The 15,852-nt window shown below is 46.2% G+C and carries 11 protein-coding genes, 1 tRNA gene, 1 pseudogene and 2 riboswitches; of the genes and pseudogenes, 6 read left to right on the plus strand and 7 right to left on the minus strand.

The features are described from left to right. Positions 1 to 210: 210 nt before the first annotated feature. Positions 211 to 1,497, minus strand: coding sequence for a serine--tRNA ligase (serS, locus tag M2444_RS13340; RefSeq protein ID WP_280787183.1), 1,287 nt, complete (start codon positions 1,495 to 1,497; stop codon positions 211 to 213). A 497-nt stretch (positions 1,498 to 1,994) separates the two neighbouring features. Here serS and ssuE point away from each other — a divergent pair, with 497 nt between their 5' ends. Beyond that, positions 1,995 to 2,543 carry an NADPH-dependent FMN reductase gene (gene ssuE, locus M2444_RS13345; RefSeq protein ID WP_094874470.1) on the plus strand — a complete coding sequence of 183 codons (549 nt, stop codon included), beginning with the start codon at positions 1,995 to 1,997 and terminating at the stop codon, positions 2,541 to 2,543. 172 nt (positions 2,544 to 2,715) lie between these two features. Here ssuE and M2444_RS13350 read toward each other — a convergent pair whose 3' ends face one another. The 4 genes from M2444_RS13350 to M2444_RS13365 all read right to left on the minus strand — a co-directional run bounded on the left by M2444_RS13350 (position 2,716) and on the right by M2444_RS13365 (position 8,882). Then, on the minus strand, positions 2,716 to 3,747 hold the full coding sequence (locus M2444_RS13350; RefSeq protein WP_094874469.1) for a ribonucleotide-diphosphate reductase subunit beta: 1,032 nt from the start codon (positions 3,745 to 3,747) through the stop codon (positions 2,716 to 2,718). 248 nt (positions 3,748 to 3,995) lie between these two features. Continuing rightward, complete coding sequence (locus M2444_RS13355) at positions 3,996 to 6,329, minus strand: ribonucleoside-diphosphate reductase subunit alpha (protein ID WP_280787184.1); 2,334 nt, start codon at positions 6,327 to 6,329, stop codon at positions 3,996 to 3,998. Positions 6,330 to 6,384: 55 nt separating this feature from the next. Continuing rightward, the gene (gene nrdG, locus M2444_RS13360; RefSeq protein ID WP_280787185.1) at positions 6,385 to 6,900 is read right to left on the minus strand and encodes an anaerobic ribonucleoside-triphosphate reductase activating protein; all 516 of its coding nucleotides are present in this window, start codon (positions 6,898 to 6,900) and stop codon (positions 6,385 to 6,387) included. Continuing rightward, on the minus strand, positions 6,897 to 8,882 hold the full coding sequence (locus tag M2444_RS13365) for an anaerobic ribonucleoside triphosphate reductase (protein ID WP_280787186.1): 1,986 nt from the start codon (positions 8,880 to 8,882) through the stop codon (positions 6,897 to 6,899). The genes nrdG and M2444_RS13365 overlap by 4 nt, the downstream gene beginning before the upstream one ends. 217 nt (positions 8,883 to 9,099) lie before the next feature. Then, positions 9,100 to 9,332: riboswitch (cobalamin riboswitch) on the minus strand. A gap of 376 nt (positions 9,333 to 9,708) precedes the next feature. On the opposite strand from M2444_RS13365, the gene M2444_RS13370 reads away from it, so the two are divergent. The 4 genes and pseudogenes from M2444_RS13370 (at position 9,709) to M2444_RS13385 (ending at position 11,605) form a co-directional block, all read left to right on the plus strand. Beyond that, positions 9,709 to 10,017: an MTH1187 family thiamine-binding protein gene (locus M2444_RS13370; RefSeq protein WP_076285946.1), complete on the plus strand. Its 309-nt coding sequence runs from the start codon at positions 9,709 to 9,711 to the stop codon at positions 10,015 to 10,017. 94 nt (positions 10,018 to 10,111) lie between these two features. After that, positions 10,112 to 10,183 (plus strand) — tRNA-Thr (locus tag M2444_RS13375). A 205-nt stretch (positions 10,184 to 10,388) separates the two neighbouring features. Then, positions 10,389 to 10,520 (plus strand): YjcZ family sporulation protein, encoded by a 132-nt coding sequence (locus tag M2444_RS13380; protein WP_218832805.1) that lies wholly within the window; start codon positions 10,389 to 10,391, stop codon positions 10,518 to 10,520. A 541-nt stretch (positions 10,521 to 11,061) separates the two neighbouring features. Further along, positions 11,062 to 11,605 (plus strand): annotated as a pseudogene (locus M2444_RS13385) (NAD(P)H-dependent oxidoreductase). A 64-nt stretch (positions 11,606 to 11,669) separates the two neighbouring features. Here M2444_RS13385 and M2444_RS13390 read toward each other — a convergent pair. Next, on the minus strand, positions 11,670 to 12,044 hold the full coding sequence (locus M2444_RS13390; protein WP_280787188.1) for a winged helix-turn-helix transcriptional regulator: 375 nt from the start codon (positions 12,042 to 12,044) through the stop codon (positions 11,670 to 11,672). Between the two features lie 445 nt (positions 12,045 to 12,489). After that, the gene (locus tag M2444_RS13395; protein WP_094874463.1) at positions 12,490 to 12,882 is read right to left on the minus strand and encodes a YhjD family protein; all 393 of its coding nucleotides are present in this window, start codon (positions 12,880 to 12,882) and stop codon (positions 12,490 to 12,492) included. Between the two features lie 492 nt (positions 12,883 to 13,374). Next, positions 13,375 to 13,465: riboswitch (cyclic di-GMP riboswitch) on the plus strand. 108 nt (positions 13,466 to 13,573) lie between these two features. On the opposite strand from M2444_RS13395, the gene M2444_RS13400 reads away from it, so the two are divergent. Continuing rightward, positions 13,574 to 15,727, plus strand: a complete 2,154-nt coding sequence (locus tag M2444_RS13400) for a choice-of-anchor A family protein (protein ID WP_280787189.1) — start codon at positions 13,574 to 13,576, stop codon at positions 15,725 to 15,727. Positions 15,728 to 15,852: the final 125 nt, after the last annotated feature.

Genomic DNA, 15,852 nt, shown 5'->3' on the forward strand with positions numbered 1-15,852 from the left:
GTGCGTAAATACAATAATCCTTAAAATCTAGTGTTTATTGGAGGATGAATAATCCCATATATGAGTTAAATTTTACATTTGAATAACACATAGAGAAGGCGTTGTTAGGCTCGATTATTTGGGAGGTCTTAGAAGAAAAAATGCCCATTCAGCTTCTTGTTGAGAAGTGAATAGGCATTATTTATTTCAAATTTACTTGGATAAAACAGATTACTGTTGTAGAAGCTCTAGCCGCTCTAATCCGTCCATATATTTGCGCAGCGCCTGAGGGATGTAGATAGAACCATCCTCTTGCTGGTGATTCTCCAGCAGCGGGATCAGAATTCTTGGTGTAGCGACTGCGGTGTTATTTAAGGTATGGCAGTATTGTAAGCGACCATCAGCATTCCGATAACGGATGCCCGATCGGCGAGCTTGGAAATCGAGTAGATTAGAAGCCGAATGGGTCTCACCGTATGCGCCTCTGCTAGGCATCCATGTCTCGATATCATACTGCTTATGCGTCTTCAGGGACATATCCCCTGTGCAGACAGCCATGACTCGATAGGGGAGCTCTAAGAGCTGAAGGATGTGCTCGGCATTTGCGAGGATCTCGTGAAGCATATGGTCCGAGACACCTTCGTCATTTCGGCATAAGACGACTTGTTCAATCTTCGAGAATTGATGAACACGGTACAGCCCGCGCACATCTCGCCCCGCTGATCCGACTTCACGGCGGAAGCAAGTCGACATTCCAGCTAGTCGCATCGGTGTATCAAGCTCTACAATCTCGTCGCTGTAAAGCGAAACTAGCGACACTTCCGATGTGCCAACCAGCCAGCGATTATCTCCGCTGAGCTCGTACGTCTGATCCATCCCACCGGGAAAGAATCCGGTTCGCTCCAACGCTTCAGGGCGGACAATTACAGGAACATCCATCACGGTGAATCCGCGTGCAGTGAGCACATCTAGGGCTAGTCTCTGTACAGCAAGATGTAACATCAGTCCTGCTCCTTTAAGCACATAGCTGCGGGGGCCGCCTGCTTTGACGCCACGAGGGATATCGATGATATCGTGGAGTTCACCTAGCTCCACATGATCACGAGGTGTAAAGCCGAATTCCGGCACCGCTCCGTTCAACCGCAGTTCTACGTTATCGTTATCATCGTGGCCGATGGGTGTATCCTGCGACACCGGATTCGGTGCGAGCAGCATGAGCTCTCTACAGCAGCGTTCAGCCTCGTTCAAATCTGCTTCCAGCAGGTTCAGTCTATTATTGAGTTCTCGTACCTGTGCTTTGACGATCTCTCCAGCAGGGCGGTCACCCTTACGTAGTAATTGTTCAACCTCTTTGGTTAGCTCATTACGTTCGGCTCTTATTTGTTCTGTTTCTTGTCGCAGGCTTCGGCGCTTTTCGTCCCAATTCAGCAATTCATCCAGTGGGAAGTCGACTCTTTTCCAGGTGGCAGTGTTTCTTACAAGTTCCTGATTATCCTTAATCCAGTTCATTTCCAGCATACCGTTTCGCTCCTTTTTGTTTAAAAGATAAGGAAGTGTAAGGTTCATCCTTCACTTTATCCTTCTATTTCTCGCACAAACACTTACCGTCCTTATAAGGACGACGAAGGTGATTATGCTTGAAAAAACGCAAAAAACGCCCTCATCCATGGGACGAGGAGCGTCAGCTCGCGGTGCCACCCAGGTTGATCGAATCTCCTTAACAACAGGAAAGAATCGACCCTCTTTGGTCTTCGCGGTAACGGGCGAAACCCGGTGAACTTAGGGAGTCATTATAGGCTCCGGTCGCAGACGCCTCACGGTTGGATGCCGATCATTGGCCTGATTCTTGGATTTAATATTGTTGCTTAGTATATCGCAAGAGTGGGATGAGCGCAAGCGTTTATGGTTTGACAATAATATCTAATCTGCGATAGGATTAATATTAATTTAAAGTATTCCTGTCGGGTTAAATATTGCAGTGTGAGCTGCTCAAGTGGGATGAAAGAGGTGGAGAAGTGGCTAAAATTGTTGTGATTAACGGAACGCCTTCCCTGGTATCGCGTATCAATGCAGTTATAGAGTATGCGGAGGCAAGCTTAACGGATCAGGGCTTTGAAGTTGAGCGTATTAACGTAGCTGAGCTGCCAGCGGAAGATTTGATTCACACCAAGTTTGAGAGCGATGCTATCGTCAAGGCGAATGGCCTTGTAGCTGAAGCGGATGCGGTAATCGTGGTTAGCCCGGTTTATAAAGCCTCTTATACAGGCGTGCTGAAGACCTTCTTGGATCTAGTTCCGCAAAAGGGATTGGCCGGCAAAATCGTACTCCCGCTCTTCATGGGTGGCAGTCTTGCACATCTCCTCACGATTGATTATGCTTTGAAACCTGTGTTGTCTGTACTCGGTGCACGTTACATTCTTGGTGGAGTGTATGCCGTGGATTCTCAGGTGGTTCGTAATGATCACGGAGTGGTAGAGCTTGCTGAGGAGCTGAAGCTGCGACTGAATGATGCATTAGCTGAGCTGGCAGAAGAAACTACACATCGAATAGAGCGCAAGGCATAGGACTCAGCAGTAGGCATTCTGTTTCTGATGGATTCATAACAAATATATAAGCGTCTCATTCATTCCTGATGTAAGGGTTGAGGAGACGCTTTTTTGCTATAGCCAAAAGGCCATCTCACTGTAAAAGTAGAGAATGGCCTCTTTTTTATCTATGGATCGTTATAGTCCAGTCTTACAAATCGTCAAATCCGTTATCATCGCCAACCTTACCGTAGTTGCGGGACTTGGCTTCGAAGAAATCAGTTTTCGTAGCATTCAGCGCATCGTCGGAGAAAGGCTTGATCCAAGGCATGCAGTTAACATCAACACCTTGGTAAGCTTTTTCCATACCCATCAAAGTCAGACGTTTGTTCGCTGTATATTTGATATAGTCGCTAAGCTCGTTAAGGTCAATGCCACGAACATTAGTGAGAGTGTAGTAAGCCCAGTTGGTTTCAAGCTCTACCGCGCGGTCGATGGTACGGTATACGTAATCCATGTTTTCTTTGGTGTTCAGCTCAGGGAAGTCTACGAGCAGCTGCTTAAATACTTCTGCGAAGAAGTAGCAGTGCTGATTCTCGTCACGTTGAATATAAGAGATCATTTGGCTAGTCGCCATCATCTTCTGGTCGCGGGCCAGATTGTAGAAGAAGGCGAAAGTGCTGTAGAAGAAAATTCCTTCTAAGATGAGATCTGCTACCAACGCATGGAAAAAGGTTTGTTTCGTTGGATTATCACGGAACTCTTGATAAATATCGGAGATAAATTGGTTGCGCTCCAGTAGAACCGGATCTTTCTTCCAATACTCGAAAATCTCTTTCTGTTCACTATCCGACACGATGGAGGAAAGAACATAGGAATACGATTGGTTATGCACTACTTCTTGTTGCCCGATAATGGCAGAAATAGCTTCTAGTGAGGAGTCGGTGAAATAACGCTTCACGTCGCTGACGAACATCGTCTGCATCGAATCCAGCACAGCGAGCAGGGAGATGTTGATCTTAAATACACGTTGCTCCTCTGCATCCAGCATAGGGAATTGTTGCGCATCTTTGGACATTGGGATTTCATCCGCGATCCAGTGATTAAGCAGAAGGACCTTGTACAGCTTGTACATATGAGGCATGCGGATATCATTCCAGTTCAGAATGCCTGAGCATTCACCGTCGATAATGCGTGTGGATTGGTTAGGTGCTTCAGTATTAAAAATCTTTTGTAATTGCATTTCTTATCCCTCCATTTTTTTGCGCGGGTAATCTTTCTTTGGTGTCTTGTTCATAGAAAGACGGTGATGGAGTAACGGAGAGGAAGTTTGGAGCTGTAGGGGCGTCAGCGACCGCCTTTGTCATCGGATGTCATCCGCTAATAGTCGGTAAAGATCAAGACATCTGATGACAACAGCGGCCGGAAGCCCAAACATTCCTCGCAGTTACGAAATTCATCATCGTTTTTCTATTCAGGGCACTAAGATAATTAGCTAGCGCAAGAATCACACTCTTCTATTGTCAAAGCACGGCTACGCACATAATAAGTTGATTTCAATCCGCCCTTCCAGGCGTTCAGATGCAGCTCAAGGAACTCGGTAGCCTTGATGTCAGGACGAACATACAGGTTGAAGCTTTGGCCTTGATCGACGTGACGCTGACGAGCGGAAGCCATGCGGATCGACCAGTTTTGGTCAATGGTGAAAGCTGTCTTATAGTACCAGATTGTCTTGTCGGACAGATCTGGTGCCGGGTTAGCGATCTTGTAAGTTGTTTTCTCTTCATAGGAAAGCAGTTCATACAAAGGATCAATGCTGGCTGTGGAGCCGGCAATAATCGATGTGGAGCCGTTCGGTGCAATCGCGAACATCCATGCGTTACGAACACCGTCTTTAGCCACTTCTTCTTGCAGCTCGCGCCATTGTTCTGTGGTTACATATTTGCCTTCTTGTTCACCGCTAACGTAGCCACGTGAAGTAAAGTACGCACCTGTCTCCCAATCGGAACCGGCGAACTTCGGATAACGGCCTTTTTCACGGGCAAGCTCCATGCTCGAACGTACCAACAGGTAGTTGATGTGTTCATACAAATGATTGTTATATTCTACGGCTTCATCAGATTCCCAACGAATGCCCTTGAGTGCTAATAGGTGATGCAAGCCGAATGTGCCGAGACCCACTGCGCGGTACTGGCTGTTCGTGTATTGTGCTTGCAGAACTTCAATATTATTGATGTCGATTACGTTGTCCAGCATACGTACTTGGATAGGTACAAGTCTTTCCAGCACGCCAGCTGGAATCGCACGTGCCAAGTGAATAGAATTCAGGTTGCAGACTACGAAATCGCCAGGAATCTTGGAGATAACAATCCGGGTCTTGCCATCTTTGGTTACTAATTCTTCCTGTTCAATCACGGTAGCGGATTGATTCTGCATAATTTCTGTGCACAGATTGGAAGAGAAGACCATACCTTGGTGGCGGTTCGGGTTCGTCCGGTTCACCGTATCACGGTAGAACATATACGGAGTACCTGTTTCGAGCTGTGATTTCATAATCCGTTTCATGATGTCGATCGCAGGAACGGTAATACGGGACAATTCCAGATTGGCTGTAGCTTCAGCATATTTTTCACGGAAAGTACCTTTACCAAGCTCTTCATCGTAGAAGTCTTCCAGACCCAGCGGACGACCATCCTCATCCGTCCAGCCCATAACCTTCTTCACTTCATGAGGGCAAAAGAGGTTCCAGTGGCTGCGTGATTCAACAGCTTCCATGAACAAGTCCGGCAGGGTTACACCGTGGAATACGTCATGGGCACGCATGCGCTCGTCACCGTTATTTAGCTTAAGATCGAGGAAAGCGAGAATATCTTTATGGAATACATCAAGGTAGACAGCGACAGCACCTTTACGAGTACCTAGCTGATCTACGCTGACTGCGGTATTATTCAATTGGCGAATCCAAGGGATTACGCCGGAGCTAGTGTTCTTGTGACCACGGATATCCGAACCACGTGCCCGTACTTTACCCAGGTAGACGCCGATACCGCCGCCCATTTTGCTAAGGCGCGCTACGTCTGTATTGGAATCAAAGATACCCTCTAGGGAATCGTCCACCGTATCGATGAAGCAGCTGGAGAGCTGTCCAGCGACCTTTTTACCGGCATTGGACATGGTAGGGGTAGCAGCTGTCATGTAGATGTTGCTCATAGCCCAGTAAGCTTCTTTTACAAGCTCAAGACGTTTCTCGGCTGGCTCACGGTGCATGAGGTACATAGCGATAATCATGTAACGTTCTTGCGGAAGCTCCATTACACGGCCGTCAAAATCATGCGCCAAATAACGGTCAGATAGCGTAAGCAGACCAATGTAATCGAATAGAAGGTCGCGTGTATAATCGATACATCCACCTAGCTCGATGATTTGCTCTTTAGTGTAATGCGTTAGAAGCTCCTCACGGTAGATTCCTTTTTTAACAAGATCCGTGATTAGAGGGTACAGCTCACCGTAAGGCTCTTCTGGATAAGCTTTATAGCGGCGGTGAACGGCTGCTTTTTTATAAAGGGTAGTCAGAAGGGCACGGGCAGCTGCAAACTTCCAAGTAGGCTCTTCTTTTGTTACAAGTTCTAGGGCACTCATAGTGAAGGCGTTGCTAACTTCTTCTCCGCTTACGGAGTCACGGCGCAGTTTGGAAATTACTCCCCGCAGCAATGTTTCTTTATTTAGTTGATCAAGACCCTCCAAGATACGGTCGGCGTATATGGAAAGGCGTTTCTCATCAAAAGCCAGTTGGCGATTATCTGGTTTAACTACGAATTGTGGCATGGTTATTTCATCCCTTCTTATTTTGGATTAATTTTGAATATCAAAAATTGATATATTATAGCGCAGTAGGCTGCCACAGAAAGACCTCCGAGCCGTTCATACTGGCCGGAATGTCGATTATGCGTTGGTTAGAGCTTCCTCGGTAAGGAAGTGTAGTATCTTTTAATTCTTCTATAAAACGTCCATCTATTAATACCTGACACTGTGTAAGTAGATTCCACTCCGGAGAACCGGGAAGGGCGTTTAGTTCCTCATACGTATACCCACTGTAAATCCAGATGGGGAAGCCTGGGAGCACGGCGCGAAGCTCATGAATGAACCCAAGTACCTCTTCTGCCGAGAAAAAAGGATCGCCGCCTGCTAGTGTTAAACCATCCAGCAATGGGTTAGCGGCGATTTCTGCAATGATTTCATGTTGACGTTCTAAGGTGAAAACTTCTCCATATTTAAAATTCCATGTCTCGGGATTAAAGCATCCCGGGCAACGATGGCGGCAGCCGCTGATGAAGAGGACGGCCCGCATGCCCTCTCCCTCGTTAATCGACTCCGGATAGTATCCGCAAATATTCATAGATGCTTAACACGATCCCGTACTTCGGCTTGTTTGGCGGCGTTGAAGCGGGTCTGATAGTCGCCAGTTAAATAACCTGTAACTCTGCGCAAACGACGGATGTGCACGTCATTCTCATGTGCGTTGCAGGAAGGACAGTTTGTCCCAATTACGCCTTCGTATCCGCAGCTTGAGCAGCGGTCAATCGGATGGTTAATGCTGAAGTAGCTGACCTGTTGTTCTAGTGCGTATTTAATGATTTTGATAAAAGCGGTTGGATTGCTGCGGGCATTACCGTTTAATTCGACATAAGAAATAGCCCCGGCATTGCAGTATTCATGGAAAGGAGCTTCCAAGCTGATCTTCTGAGCAGCGCCTAGATCATAGTATACAGGGATGTGGAAAGAGTTCGTATAATACTCACGGTCAGTTACGCCTGGAATAGAACCCAGTACCTTACGATCAATCTTGGTGAATTTACCGGACAGACCCTCGGCTGGTGTTGCGAACAAGGTGATGTTTAGATTCAGTTCTTCACTTTTCCGGTCGCAATACTCCCGCATATGACGTACGATAGCCACAGCCTTGGCATGGACTTCCATATCCTCGCCATGGTGTTTGCCGTACATGGCTTTCATGCATTCCGCCATACCGATGAAGCCGAGCGACAGACTACCATGCTTCAGCAGTTCACCTACAGAGTCTTCAGGAGCGAGGGTTTCGCCGCCTTCCCAGACGCCTTCTCGCATCATGAAATCGGATGCTTTAGCTTTTTGCGCGCTTTGGATGCAGAACCTATGAAGAAGTCCTTCCAGCGCAATGTCCATATAGTGATTTAGATCCTCATAGAAGCCAGCTTCGTCTGCGACGGTACGCCGGCCTGTTACTGTGCCGTGTGCCAGACCGAGCCGAACCAGATTCAGTGTATTAAAGGAAAGGTTGCCCTTCCCGGAGCAATGATTACGCCCAAAACGGTCACCGAGCACTCGAGTGCGGCAGCCCATTGTAGCAAATTCCGTATCAGGATCACTTGGATCATAATACTGCAAGTTGAGCGGAGCGTCTAGATTAGCAAAGTTCGGATACAGTCTGCGTGCAGAACATTCCGCTGCTTTTAGGAACAATTCATAGTTAGGATCGCCTTGCTGTTGGTTGATTCCTTGCTTGCATTTGAAGATTTGAATAGGGAATACAGGTGTTTCTCCGCTGCCAAGCCCGTTCATCGTTGCTGTTAGCAGGGAACTGATTACAAGCTGACCTTCTGGTGAAGTACAAGTACCATAATTGATACTGGTAAACGGAATTTGCCCGCCGGATCGGCTGGACATGGTATTGAGATTATGTACCATACTTTCAGCCGCTTGCAGGGTTTCGATTTCAGTTTCTTTCAGTGCATAACGGAACGATTTCGGATATACCTCGGCCAGATCGGTCCGGCTCATTGTGATCTCGCCCAAAGATTCATTAGCTTGTCCCTCATCAAAATAATCCAGACCCTTGCGGAACAGCTTAGCGAAGGATTTGGTTACATAAGGTGCCAGATCATAGTCGAGTTTATTGGCGGATACGCCGCCATATTGAGCATTTTGCTGGGATTGAAAAATGATTGCTACTAGTGACATAGCTGTCATTATGGAGTTCGGAGGACGAACACTGCCGTTACCGGTGTTGAAGCCTTCTCGGAGAAGCTTATCAAACGGGATAAAAATGCAGTTAGTCGTTCCGATTGCGTATTGATCCAGATCATGCACATAGACGACATTGTCATCAATGGCTTGCACCAGCTGCGGCGGCATCGTAAAGTTACGGGCGTACCATTTTGAATATTCACTGCCGAACTTGCTCATTTTACCGGAGAAACTCTCTCCGTTCAAATTGGCATTCTCGCGCAGCAAGTCCAAATCCCGGCTGTCGATAATATCGCGTCCTAAATCAATGAGCTCTTCTAAAAGAACTTCCCGTGCATTTGTTGTACCGTTAAATTGTCTCTCCAACAACGTCATTGTATAGCTCTCCTCTCAGTCTATCGTCCTATCATTAAGAAGTGGGGCCGCATAAGCGGCCGTATATTCATTGTGATCTCATAAAAAAAGCATCCCCTAGCGAGGATGGCTGAAAATGCCCGATGCGTTATGTAAATATCCACACAGATATTTGTAGTGGTCTCTAAGAAGATGACCGCATGCGGACACCGCTCCTGTTCCTCGCAGGCACTCATAGTTGGTGTCGTCGAAACAGGCAGGTCTCCTGGCTTCCGTAGGACCTCTCAGCGCCTTCCCAAGGGGTTCTTACCCTCAGTGGCTTCTGCCAGGAGATCTGCCCATCTTTAGCTTCTAAAAGCTTGTAAAGGGCATCCGGTTACAGTGGCGGGACCGCAGCGGATTTTCACCGTACTTCCCTATTAAGCTCTAATTCCGATTAAGGATCAAAGCGCCTGTCTCCACTATATTTTGTTGTCGTTAGATAAAAATAACCCAAGATGTTGTGTTTGTAAACAGTTTTTTAGAAAACCCGCGCGGGGAGCGGGTTCTTCAAAAGTACTCCACAAATGATCCACAGGCTGTCCATAAGTAATCCACAATTGATCCACAGGCATATGAAAAATGATTCATAAATTGTCCGAAAAGATGCCACAAAGAGTCCATAAATGTAGTGCAGACGACCCTAGAATTCACGTAAGAAAAAATACCCGTGGCGAAAGTCATATTTCGAAGAATTTTTTGGGGAAAGAAGAAGGGGCATAATAAAGCTGAGATCATTTGTGGGAGAGCGGTGGAGTTGTTACAATAGAAGGAGACACATACTTTAAAATTCCGAGGAGGTATTCCCATGCCTATTGCTGAAGTAACCGTTATTCCGATTGGAACAGGTAGTACGAGCCTTAGCAGCTATGTTGCGGATATGCAGCGAGTGCTGAAGACGGTAGAAGGGATTACTTATGAGCTTACATCCATGGGTACAATTATCGAAGGGCCTCTTCAGCGTATTTTTGCTGCAGTCGAGGCGCTGCACGAGTCTCCTTTTGCCGCAGGTGCAGAGCGTGTCTCTACCTCACTTAAAATAGACGACCGCCGAGATAAACCCTCCACTAGCCGTGGAAAGCTGGAATCTGTGGAGCGTAAACTACAGGTGGAATAGCAGTTCGGGAGAGTAGGGAAATAGAGAAAATAGGCTTGCGTTTCTAGGTGAAAGTTGTATAATATTTTTTGTTTGACAGAAAAATCAGCTTTAAGCTGGTGTAGCTCAGGGGTAGAGCAACGCACTCGTAATGCGTAGGCCGGGGGTTCAATTCCCTTCACCAGCATATCTAAGAATTGCGCATGGCACGGCTTCCGGGATTTCGGGACCGTGCCATTTGTCTTGAAATCATCTATTTTCTAACATTCTTCTAACCTTTGCCTACGGTAGGGGCTTTAAATGGATAGATATCTAATTACCTATTTACCCAAGCACTATAGTGTGGATTTCATAAGCTAAGATGAACTTAAATACAAAGGAGAAAATTTAAAATGAGCGAAAATATTGCTGGCTTTGGTGGTGTCGGATATGGTGGCGGTATCGGAGGAGCCTTTACATCTACCGGTGCAATCTTGGTACTGTTTATCCTCCTTGTAATTATTTCTAAGACTATCTTGCTATAAAATGAGAAGGATGTTTTGCTTGGAAGCTTGAGGGTGTGCTTCCACAGAGTTATATCAGCCTTAATCTGGTGTAGCCCAGGGGTTCAATTTCCTTCACCAGCATATCTAAGAATGGAATAACGGCGCGGTTTTCGGGGATCCCCGAACCGCGCCGTTTGTCTTGAAATCACCTATCTTCTAACATCCATCTAACCTTTACTCAAGTAAAATGAGGGATCAGTCGTAATCCTGACCTCTTTGCACGTTTCAAGAATGGAGTCGCCGATCCCTCGAAGGGCTGCTTCTTGTAAGTTGGGGAGAACATGTGAATAAGTATCCAGTGTAACATTGATGGAGGAATGACCCAGTCTCTCTTGTGTGATATTTGGGTGTACACCGAAGATGAGAATCACCCCGAAGACTGTACGTCAATATACGTGCAGACAGGTTGCAATGCTTACCTTTAGGTAAGTACGTGAACTAAAAGTGCATACTTACGCGATGGCGTGATGGGAGGTATAACTCAAGTCCTAAATCTGATTCAAACATGGAGGATACACCATTGAAAACACTTGTTGTCGTTACGCACCCAAACATCGAAACATCCGTTGTTAATAAACGCTGGATCGAAGAACTCCATAAATATCCAGACAAATATACGGTACATGAGCTGTACAAAGCCTATCCCGATGAAAAAATCAACGTGGAAAAGGAACAACAACTAAATGAAGCGCATGATAAGCTCGTCTTACAATTCCCTGTCTACTGGTTTAGTAGTCCGCCTCTGCTTAAAAAGTGGCTGGACGAAGTATTTAACTTACGGATGGGCATATGGCTCGAAGAGTGATAAATTAAGAAATCGTAAAATCGCATTAGCTGTAACTGCCGGAGGAAGTGAAAAAGACTTCAGTGAAGATGGTAAACTCGGCTACGGGCTGGACTGTATTTTATCTCCCTTTGACACGACTTTTATTTACTGCAACGCTGATTATCGTTCCTTCTATGCCATTTATGGTACGGAATCTGAGACGGTAGGAAGTACGGATTATTTTAAAAAATTGGACATCAGTTCGCAAGGCTATGTTGAATTTATCGATAATATGTAATTAGAATTGAAACAAAAAGCAGCATTTTCATTAATGGAAATGCTGCTTTTGTCATAAGTCGTGGCTAAATCGTAAACGGTACTGTTATCTCTTGCGCGGCTGGAACGGAATTTTTCTCTCCCCAAGTGCACATCATATCCAGCACCGGAATAAGCGATCGGCCCTTCTCAGTCAAGGAATACTCAACTTTAGGGGGAATCTGGGGGAATTCCTCGCGCCTGACGAGACAGTCCGCTTCCAGTTCTTTCAACATAATACTTAACGTCTTAAAAGGTATTGTACCGATACCCCGTTGCAGTTCATTGAATCGCACGATCTTGTTTTCAGAGAGATAGTAGAGAATAGTCATTTTATATTTACCACTAATGATAGACAAGGTGTAGCCGAAGCTAGTGTCCTTCTGGTGAATGCCAGGTGGTATACAGATTTCATCACTCATGGGCTATTACCCTCCTTCAGAAAATATAACGAAAAGGCAAACGCCTATTGCTTCTCCGTACTCAGGTCTCGACTTTATTATGTTTTACAACCGGCTATCAAGTCATCCTGCGAGCAACGAACCCACTATATCATTTTAAAACAATTAGTTCAAAGCACTCGTGGCTAACTATCCATCGGTCGGTTTTTCTGTCGGCGAAGCGGGCTACTTTGGTTGGAAATCAAAAGTGTCGAGCGGATAGTCTAAGCGACGAATTGATGTTTTTAATGTAATTTTCATGTGAGCATCATCTTATTTTCAGGTTCAAGGTTTATATTGAAGACACCAAACACCCCCCAGTGTTTTGTGGTATAAATCTCTCAGGTCTTGCCAACTCCCATGGTAAGGCCTATTTTTTTGTTCGCTAATGGAAATGGGGGGGGAGGGGGACAGCCTCTACACGGCTTTACTTAATCTGATACTGCTCTTCATAGCTCTTGAAAGATGAAATATCCAGACCGAGATATCTGCGCATATGAATTGCAGCTTGGGCAGCGACAATGTCGTTTAATAGCAGCATTCGTTCATGGTATCCACGACATATAAATTTGGCTTCGATCCCTGCATTAAGTCTGTTCTGCTCATAAACCTTGATTCCCCGTTTTCTCATCTCTGAACGAACATCTCTTAAATCTGTTGTAGCAACTGCTGCGGCTGTTTCAAGAACCTCCAGATAGGGGGCGGGAGTTCGTAAATGTGCAGATAGAATGGCGGAGTCCCGTTCGAAAGCTGATAAAATCATCGGAAGCAATAAATAAGATTTCACCAGCATATTGTCCCTGCTTTCAGCTCTATGCATGAATCTCATCACCCCTAATGGGAACGTATATTCGTATTCTACCCCGATATTCCAAAAATAATCAATGGTATTTCTAAACAGCTAGTCCAATGTGATTAAATTCACAACTAAATTAGAAAGAATAAAATATATTAAAATTGTAATAATAAAAATTAATGCTTCAGACTTATATAAAGGGAGAATTAGGATGAAAGAGGAAGGAAGTCTCGCCCGTGGAATGGTATTTGGTTTGATTCTAAGTATTCCATTATGGATATCGATATTAGGTTGGATAAAGTTACTTTAAAATTGAAGGAAAACCTTTGTGTGAAGCGCCTTTTGGCGCTTTTTTTGTGCTTGCTTACGCGTGTAAATATCAAAAGGAATTGATTGACAATTGTGGGGATGGAGCGCTAAACTATTGTTAGTTCCAAAGTATTAAAAGTCATAGACCATTATTTAATAGGATGCTTAAGCTACTAGTTCTAATTTGCAAAGGCTATACATATATAATCATGATAATAGCAAACCGCCTGAAAGGGTGGGACGCAAAGTTCAGGAGTCTAAAGTGTCTAAAAGACACTATGACCGTCCGACTGCCATGAGAAGGGAATTCTACTTCTTTTTTGGCGGTCTTTTTGTTGTTAGGTTCTTTAGAGTTCTGGTAATTATTCTGTTTAATTATAAATCATAGTTTTAGGAGGTGCGCATTTTGAAAAGAAGAATGAAACCGTTGCTCTCATTAGTAATAGCGGGGATTTTGATGGTGGGTAGTGGGCTTTCTGGAGGTGGTTATTTGGTCAGTGCGGCAGGGCCTGTGCTTCCGTATATTCCTACACCTGTGTTAGGCATTGCAGGAAATTTTAATACTTTTATCCTTGGTGACTTCAATCAATCTAATGATCAGGTTCACGGGCGCCTGGCGGCCAAAGGTAATATTACTTTGCAGAATTACGGCGTATCCAAGGATAATCCAGGTGGAGATGTCCTTATTGCTGGCAATGACATCACTTTTACTAATGGGACTGTTCATGGAGCATCCGTTCATGGTGGTGTTTTTATCAGAAACGGTGTAGATCTTAAAGAACCAGCGAGAAAAGGGACACCTATTGATTTTGATTATGAAGAGCAATATCTTATTGGACGTTCTAATGAATTCTCTTCACTTGCTACAGTCGGAACTTTCAAAAAGGAATATGGGAAAATAACAATTGATGCTCCGGAATCATTTAACGTTCTTAATTTAAGTGCTGCTGATTTCGTTGGTGCTAATGGCTTACAGTTTAATATTGCAAATAACGCCACAGTTATCGTTAACGTTAGCGGAAGTTCAGTTGAAATTCCAAGCTTTCAAATTTGGGGAGGCAGCCCTAACAAGGTATTATTTAATTTTTATGAAGCTAGCACTGTAAACATTGGAAGTTTAACAATAGAAGGAACTATTCTAGCTCCGCTTGCAAAAGTAACTTATAATTCCGGAGAACTGCATGGGACATTGATTGCGAAAGGATTTGCTGGTGGTGTGCAGATGCATTGGTATCCATATGAAGGGGTAGAGTCGCCTCCTACGCCGACGCCAACAGTGACGCCGACACCAACAGTGACACCAACGCCGACCGTTGCACCGACACCAACGCCGACCGTGACACCGACACCAACGCCGACCGTAGCACCAACACCAACACCGACCGTAGCACCAACGCCGACCGTGGCACCGACACCAACGCCGACCGTGGCCCCAACGCCAACGCCGACCGTGGCACCGACGCCAACGCCTTGCATGACGCCGACACCGACACCAAAGCCAACACCGACGCCAAAGCCAACACCGACGCCAAAGCCAACACCGACACCAAAGCCAACACACACACCAAAGCCAACACCGACGCCAAAGCCAACGCCGACACCAAAGCCAACACCGACACCAAAGCCAACACACACACCAAAACCAACGCACACACCAACACCGAGCGTGACACCATCGCCAACGCCGAGCGTGACGCCGTCACCAACGCCGGAAGTAACACCAACACCGAGCGTGACACCGTCACCAACGCCGGAAGTAACGCCAACGCCGAGCGTGACACCGTCACCAACGCCGGAAGTAACGCCAACGCCGAGCGTGACGCCGTCACCAACGCCCGAAGTAACGCCAACGCCGAGCGTGACGCCGTCACCAACGCCGGAAGTAACGCCAACGCCGAGCGTGACGCCGTCACCAACGCCGGAAGTAACGCCAACGACAACGCCAACGCCAGAGGCAACAGCAACACCAACGCCGACGCCAACGCCAGAGGCAACAGCAACGCCAACACCGACACCGTCGCCAGAGGCAACAGCAACGCCGACTCCGTCGCCGGAAGCAACGCCAACACCGACGCCGTCGTCAGAGGTAACGCCAACACCGACATCGTCGTCGGAAGTGACGCCAACACCGACATCGTCGCCAGAGGCAACACCAACACCGACATCGTCGTCGGAAGTGACACCAACGCCAACGCCGGAGCCTCCGGTGTTCCCAACACCAACACCATCATTTGTAATTGGCACTATTGTTGTTAATGATGACCCTGTGCCGCTGGGTCCTGTAGCTTCTTCGACTCCAGCACCAGTACCCACACCAACCCCGTCGAGCAATACAGAAGTCCTTGTTGACGACGATGAAATCCCACTAGGACCGGTGGCAACGGAAACGCCGTCACCAGAGGATATTGCAGTAGTGGATGATACAATTCCGCTAGGTAATCCACCTGTGGATGAACTGCCAAAAACGGGAGAATCAAGTCCAGTTCCTTATTATGCAGCAGGTCTAGGTTTTGCTCTTATCGGATTGCTAATGAGAAATAGATTCTCGAACAAGAAATAATAAACGGTGATTATAGCGTGAACGCAAGCTAAGCCGTGAAGAATAGAAGAGCCGCTTTCGGGACATATTCCGATGGCGGCTCTATTTTGTCATGATTGTTATATTTTGGCGCATTCTAAGTAGAT

This window comes from Paenibacillus sp. PastF-3, from assembly GCF_029893135.1.
Classification (GTDB): domain Bacteria; phylum Bacillota; class Bacilli; order Paenibacillales; family Paenibacillaceae; genus Paenibacillus_AQ; species Paenibacillus_AQ nitricinens.

What these genes read in the sequence shown, in the direction of transcription:
- serS (WP_280787183.1), bottom strand. Translation starts at nt 1,497, where the DNA reads ATGCTGGAAATGAACTGGATTAAGGATAATCAGGAACTTGTAAGAAAC.
- M2444_RS13350 (WP_094874469.1), bottom strand. Translation starts at nt 3,747, where the DNA reads ATGCAATTACAAAAGATTTTTAATACTGAAGCACCTAACCAATCCACA.
- M2444_RS13355 (WP_280787184.1), bottom strand. Translation starts at nt 6,329, where the DNA reads ATGCCACAATTCGTAGTTAAACCAGATAATCGCCAACTGGCTTTTGAT.
- nrdG (WP_280787185.1), bottom strand. Translation starts at nt 6,900, where the DNA reads ATGAATATTTGCGGATACTATCCGGAGTCGATTAACGAGGGAGAGGGC.
- M2444_RS13365 (WP_280787186.1), bottom strand. Translation starts at nt 8,882, where the DNA reads ATGACGTTGTTGGAGAGACAATTTAACGGTACAACAAATGCACGGGAA.
- M2444_RS13370 (WP_076285946.1), top strand. Translation starts at nt 9,709, where the DNA reads ATGCCTATTGCTGAAGTAACCGTTATTCCGATTGGAACAGGTAGTACG.
- M2444_RS13380 (WP_218832805.1), top strand. Translation starts at nt 10,389, where the DNA reads ATGAGCGAAAATATTGCTGGCTTTGGTGGTGTCGGATATGGTGGCGGT.
- M2444_RS13390 (WP_280787188.1), bottom strand. Translation starts at nt 12,044, where the DNA reads ATGAGTGATGAAATCTGTATACCACCTGGCATTCACCAGAAGGACACT.
- M2444_RS13395 (WP_094874463.1), bottom strand. Translation starts at nt 12,882, where the DNA reads ATGCATAGAGCTGAAAGCAGGGACAATATGCTGGTGAAATCTTATTTA.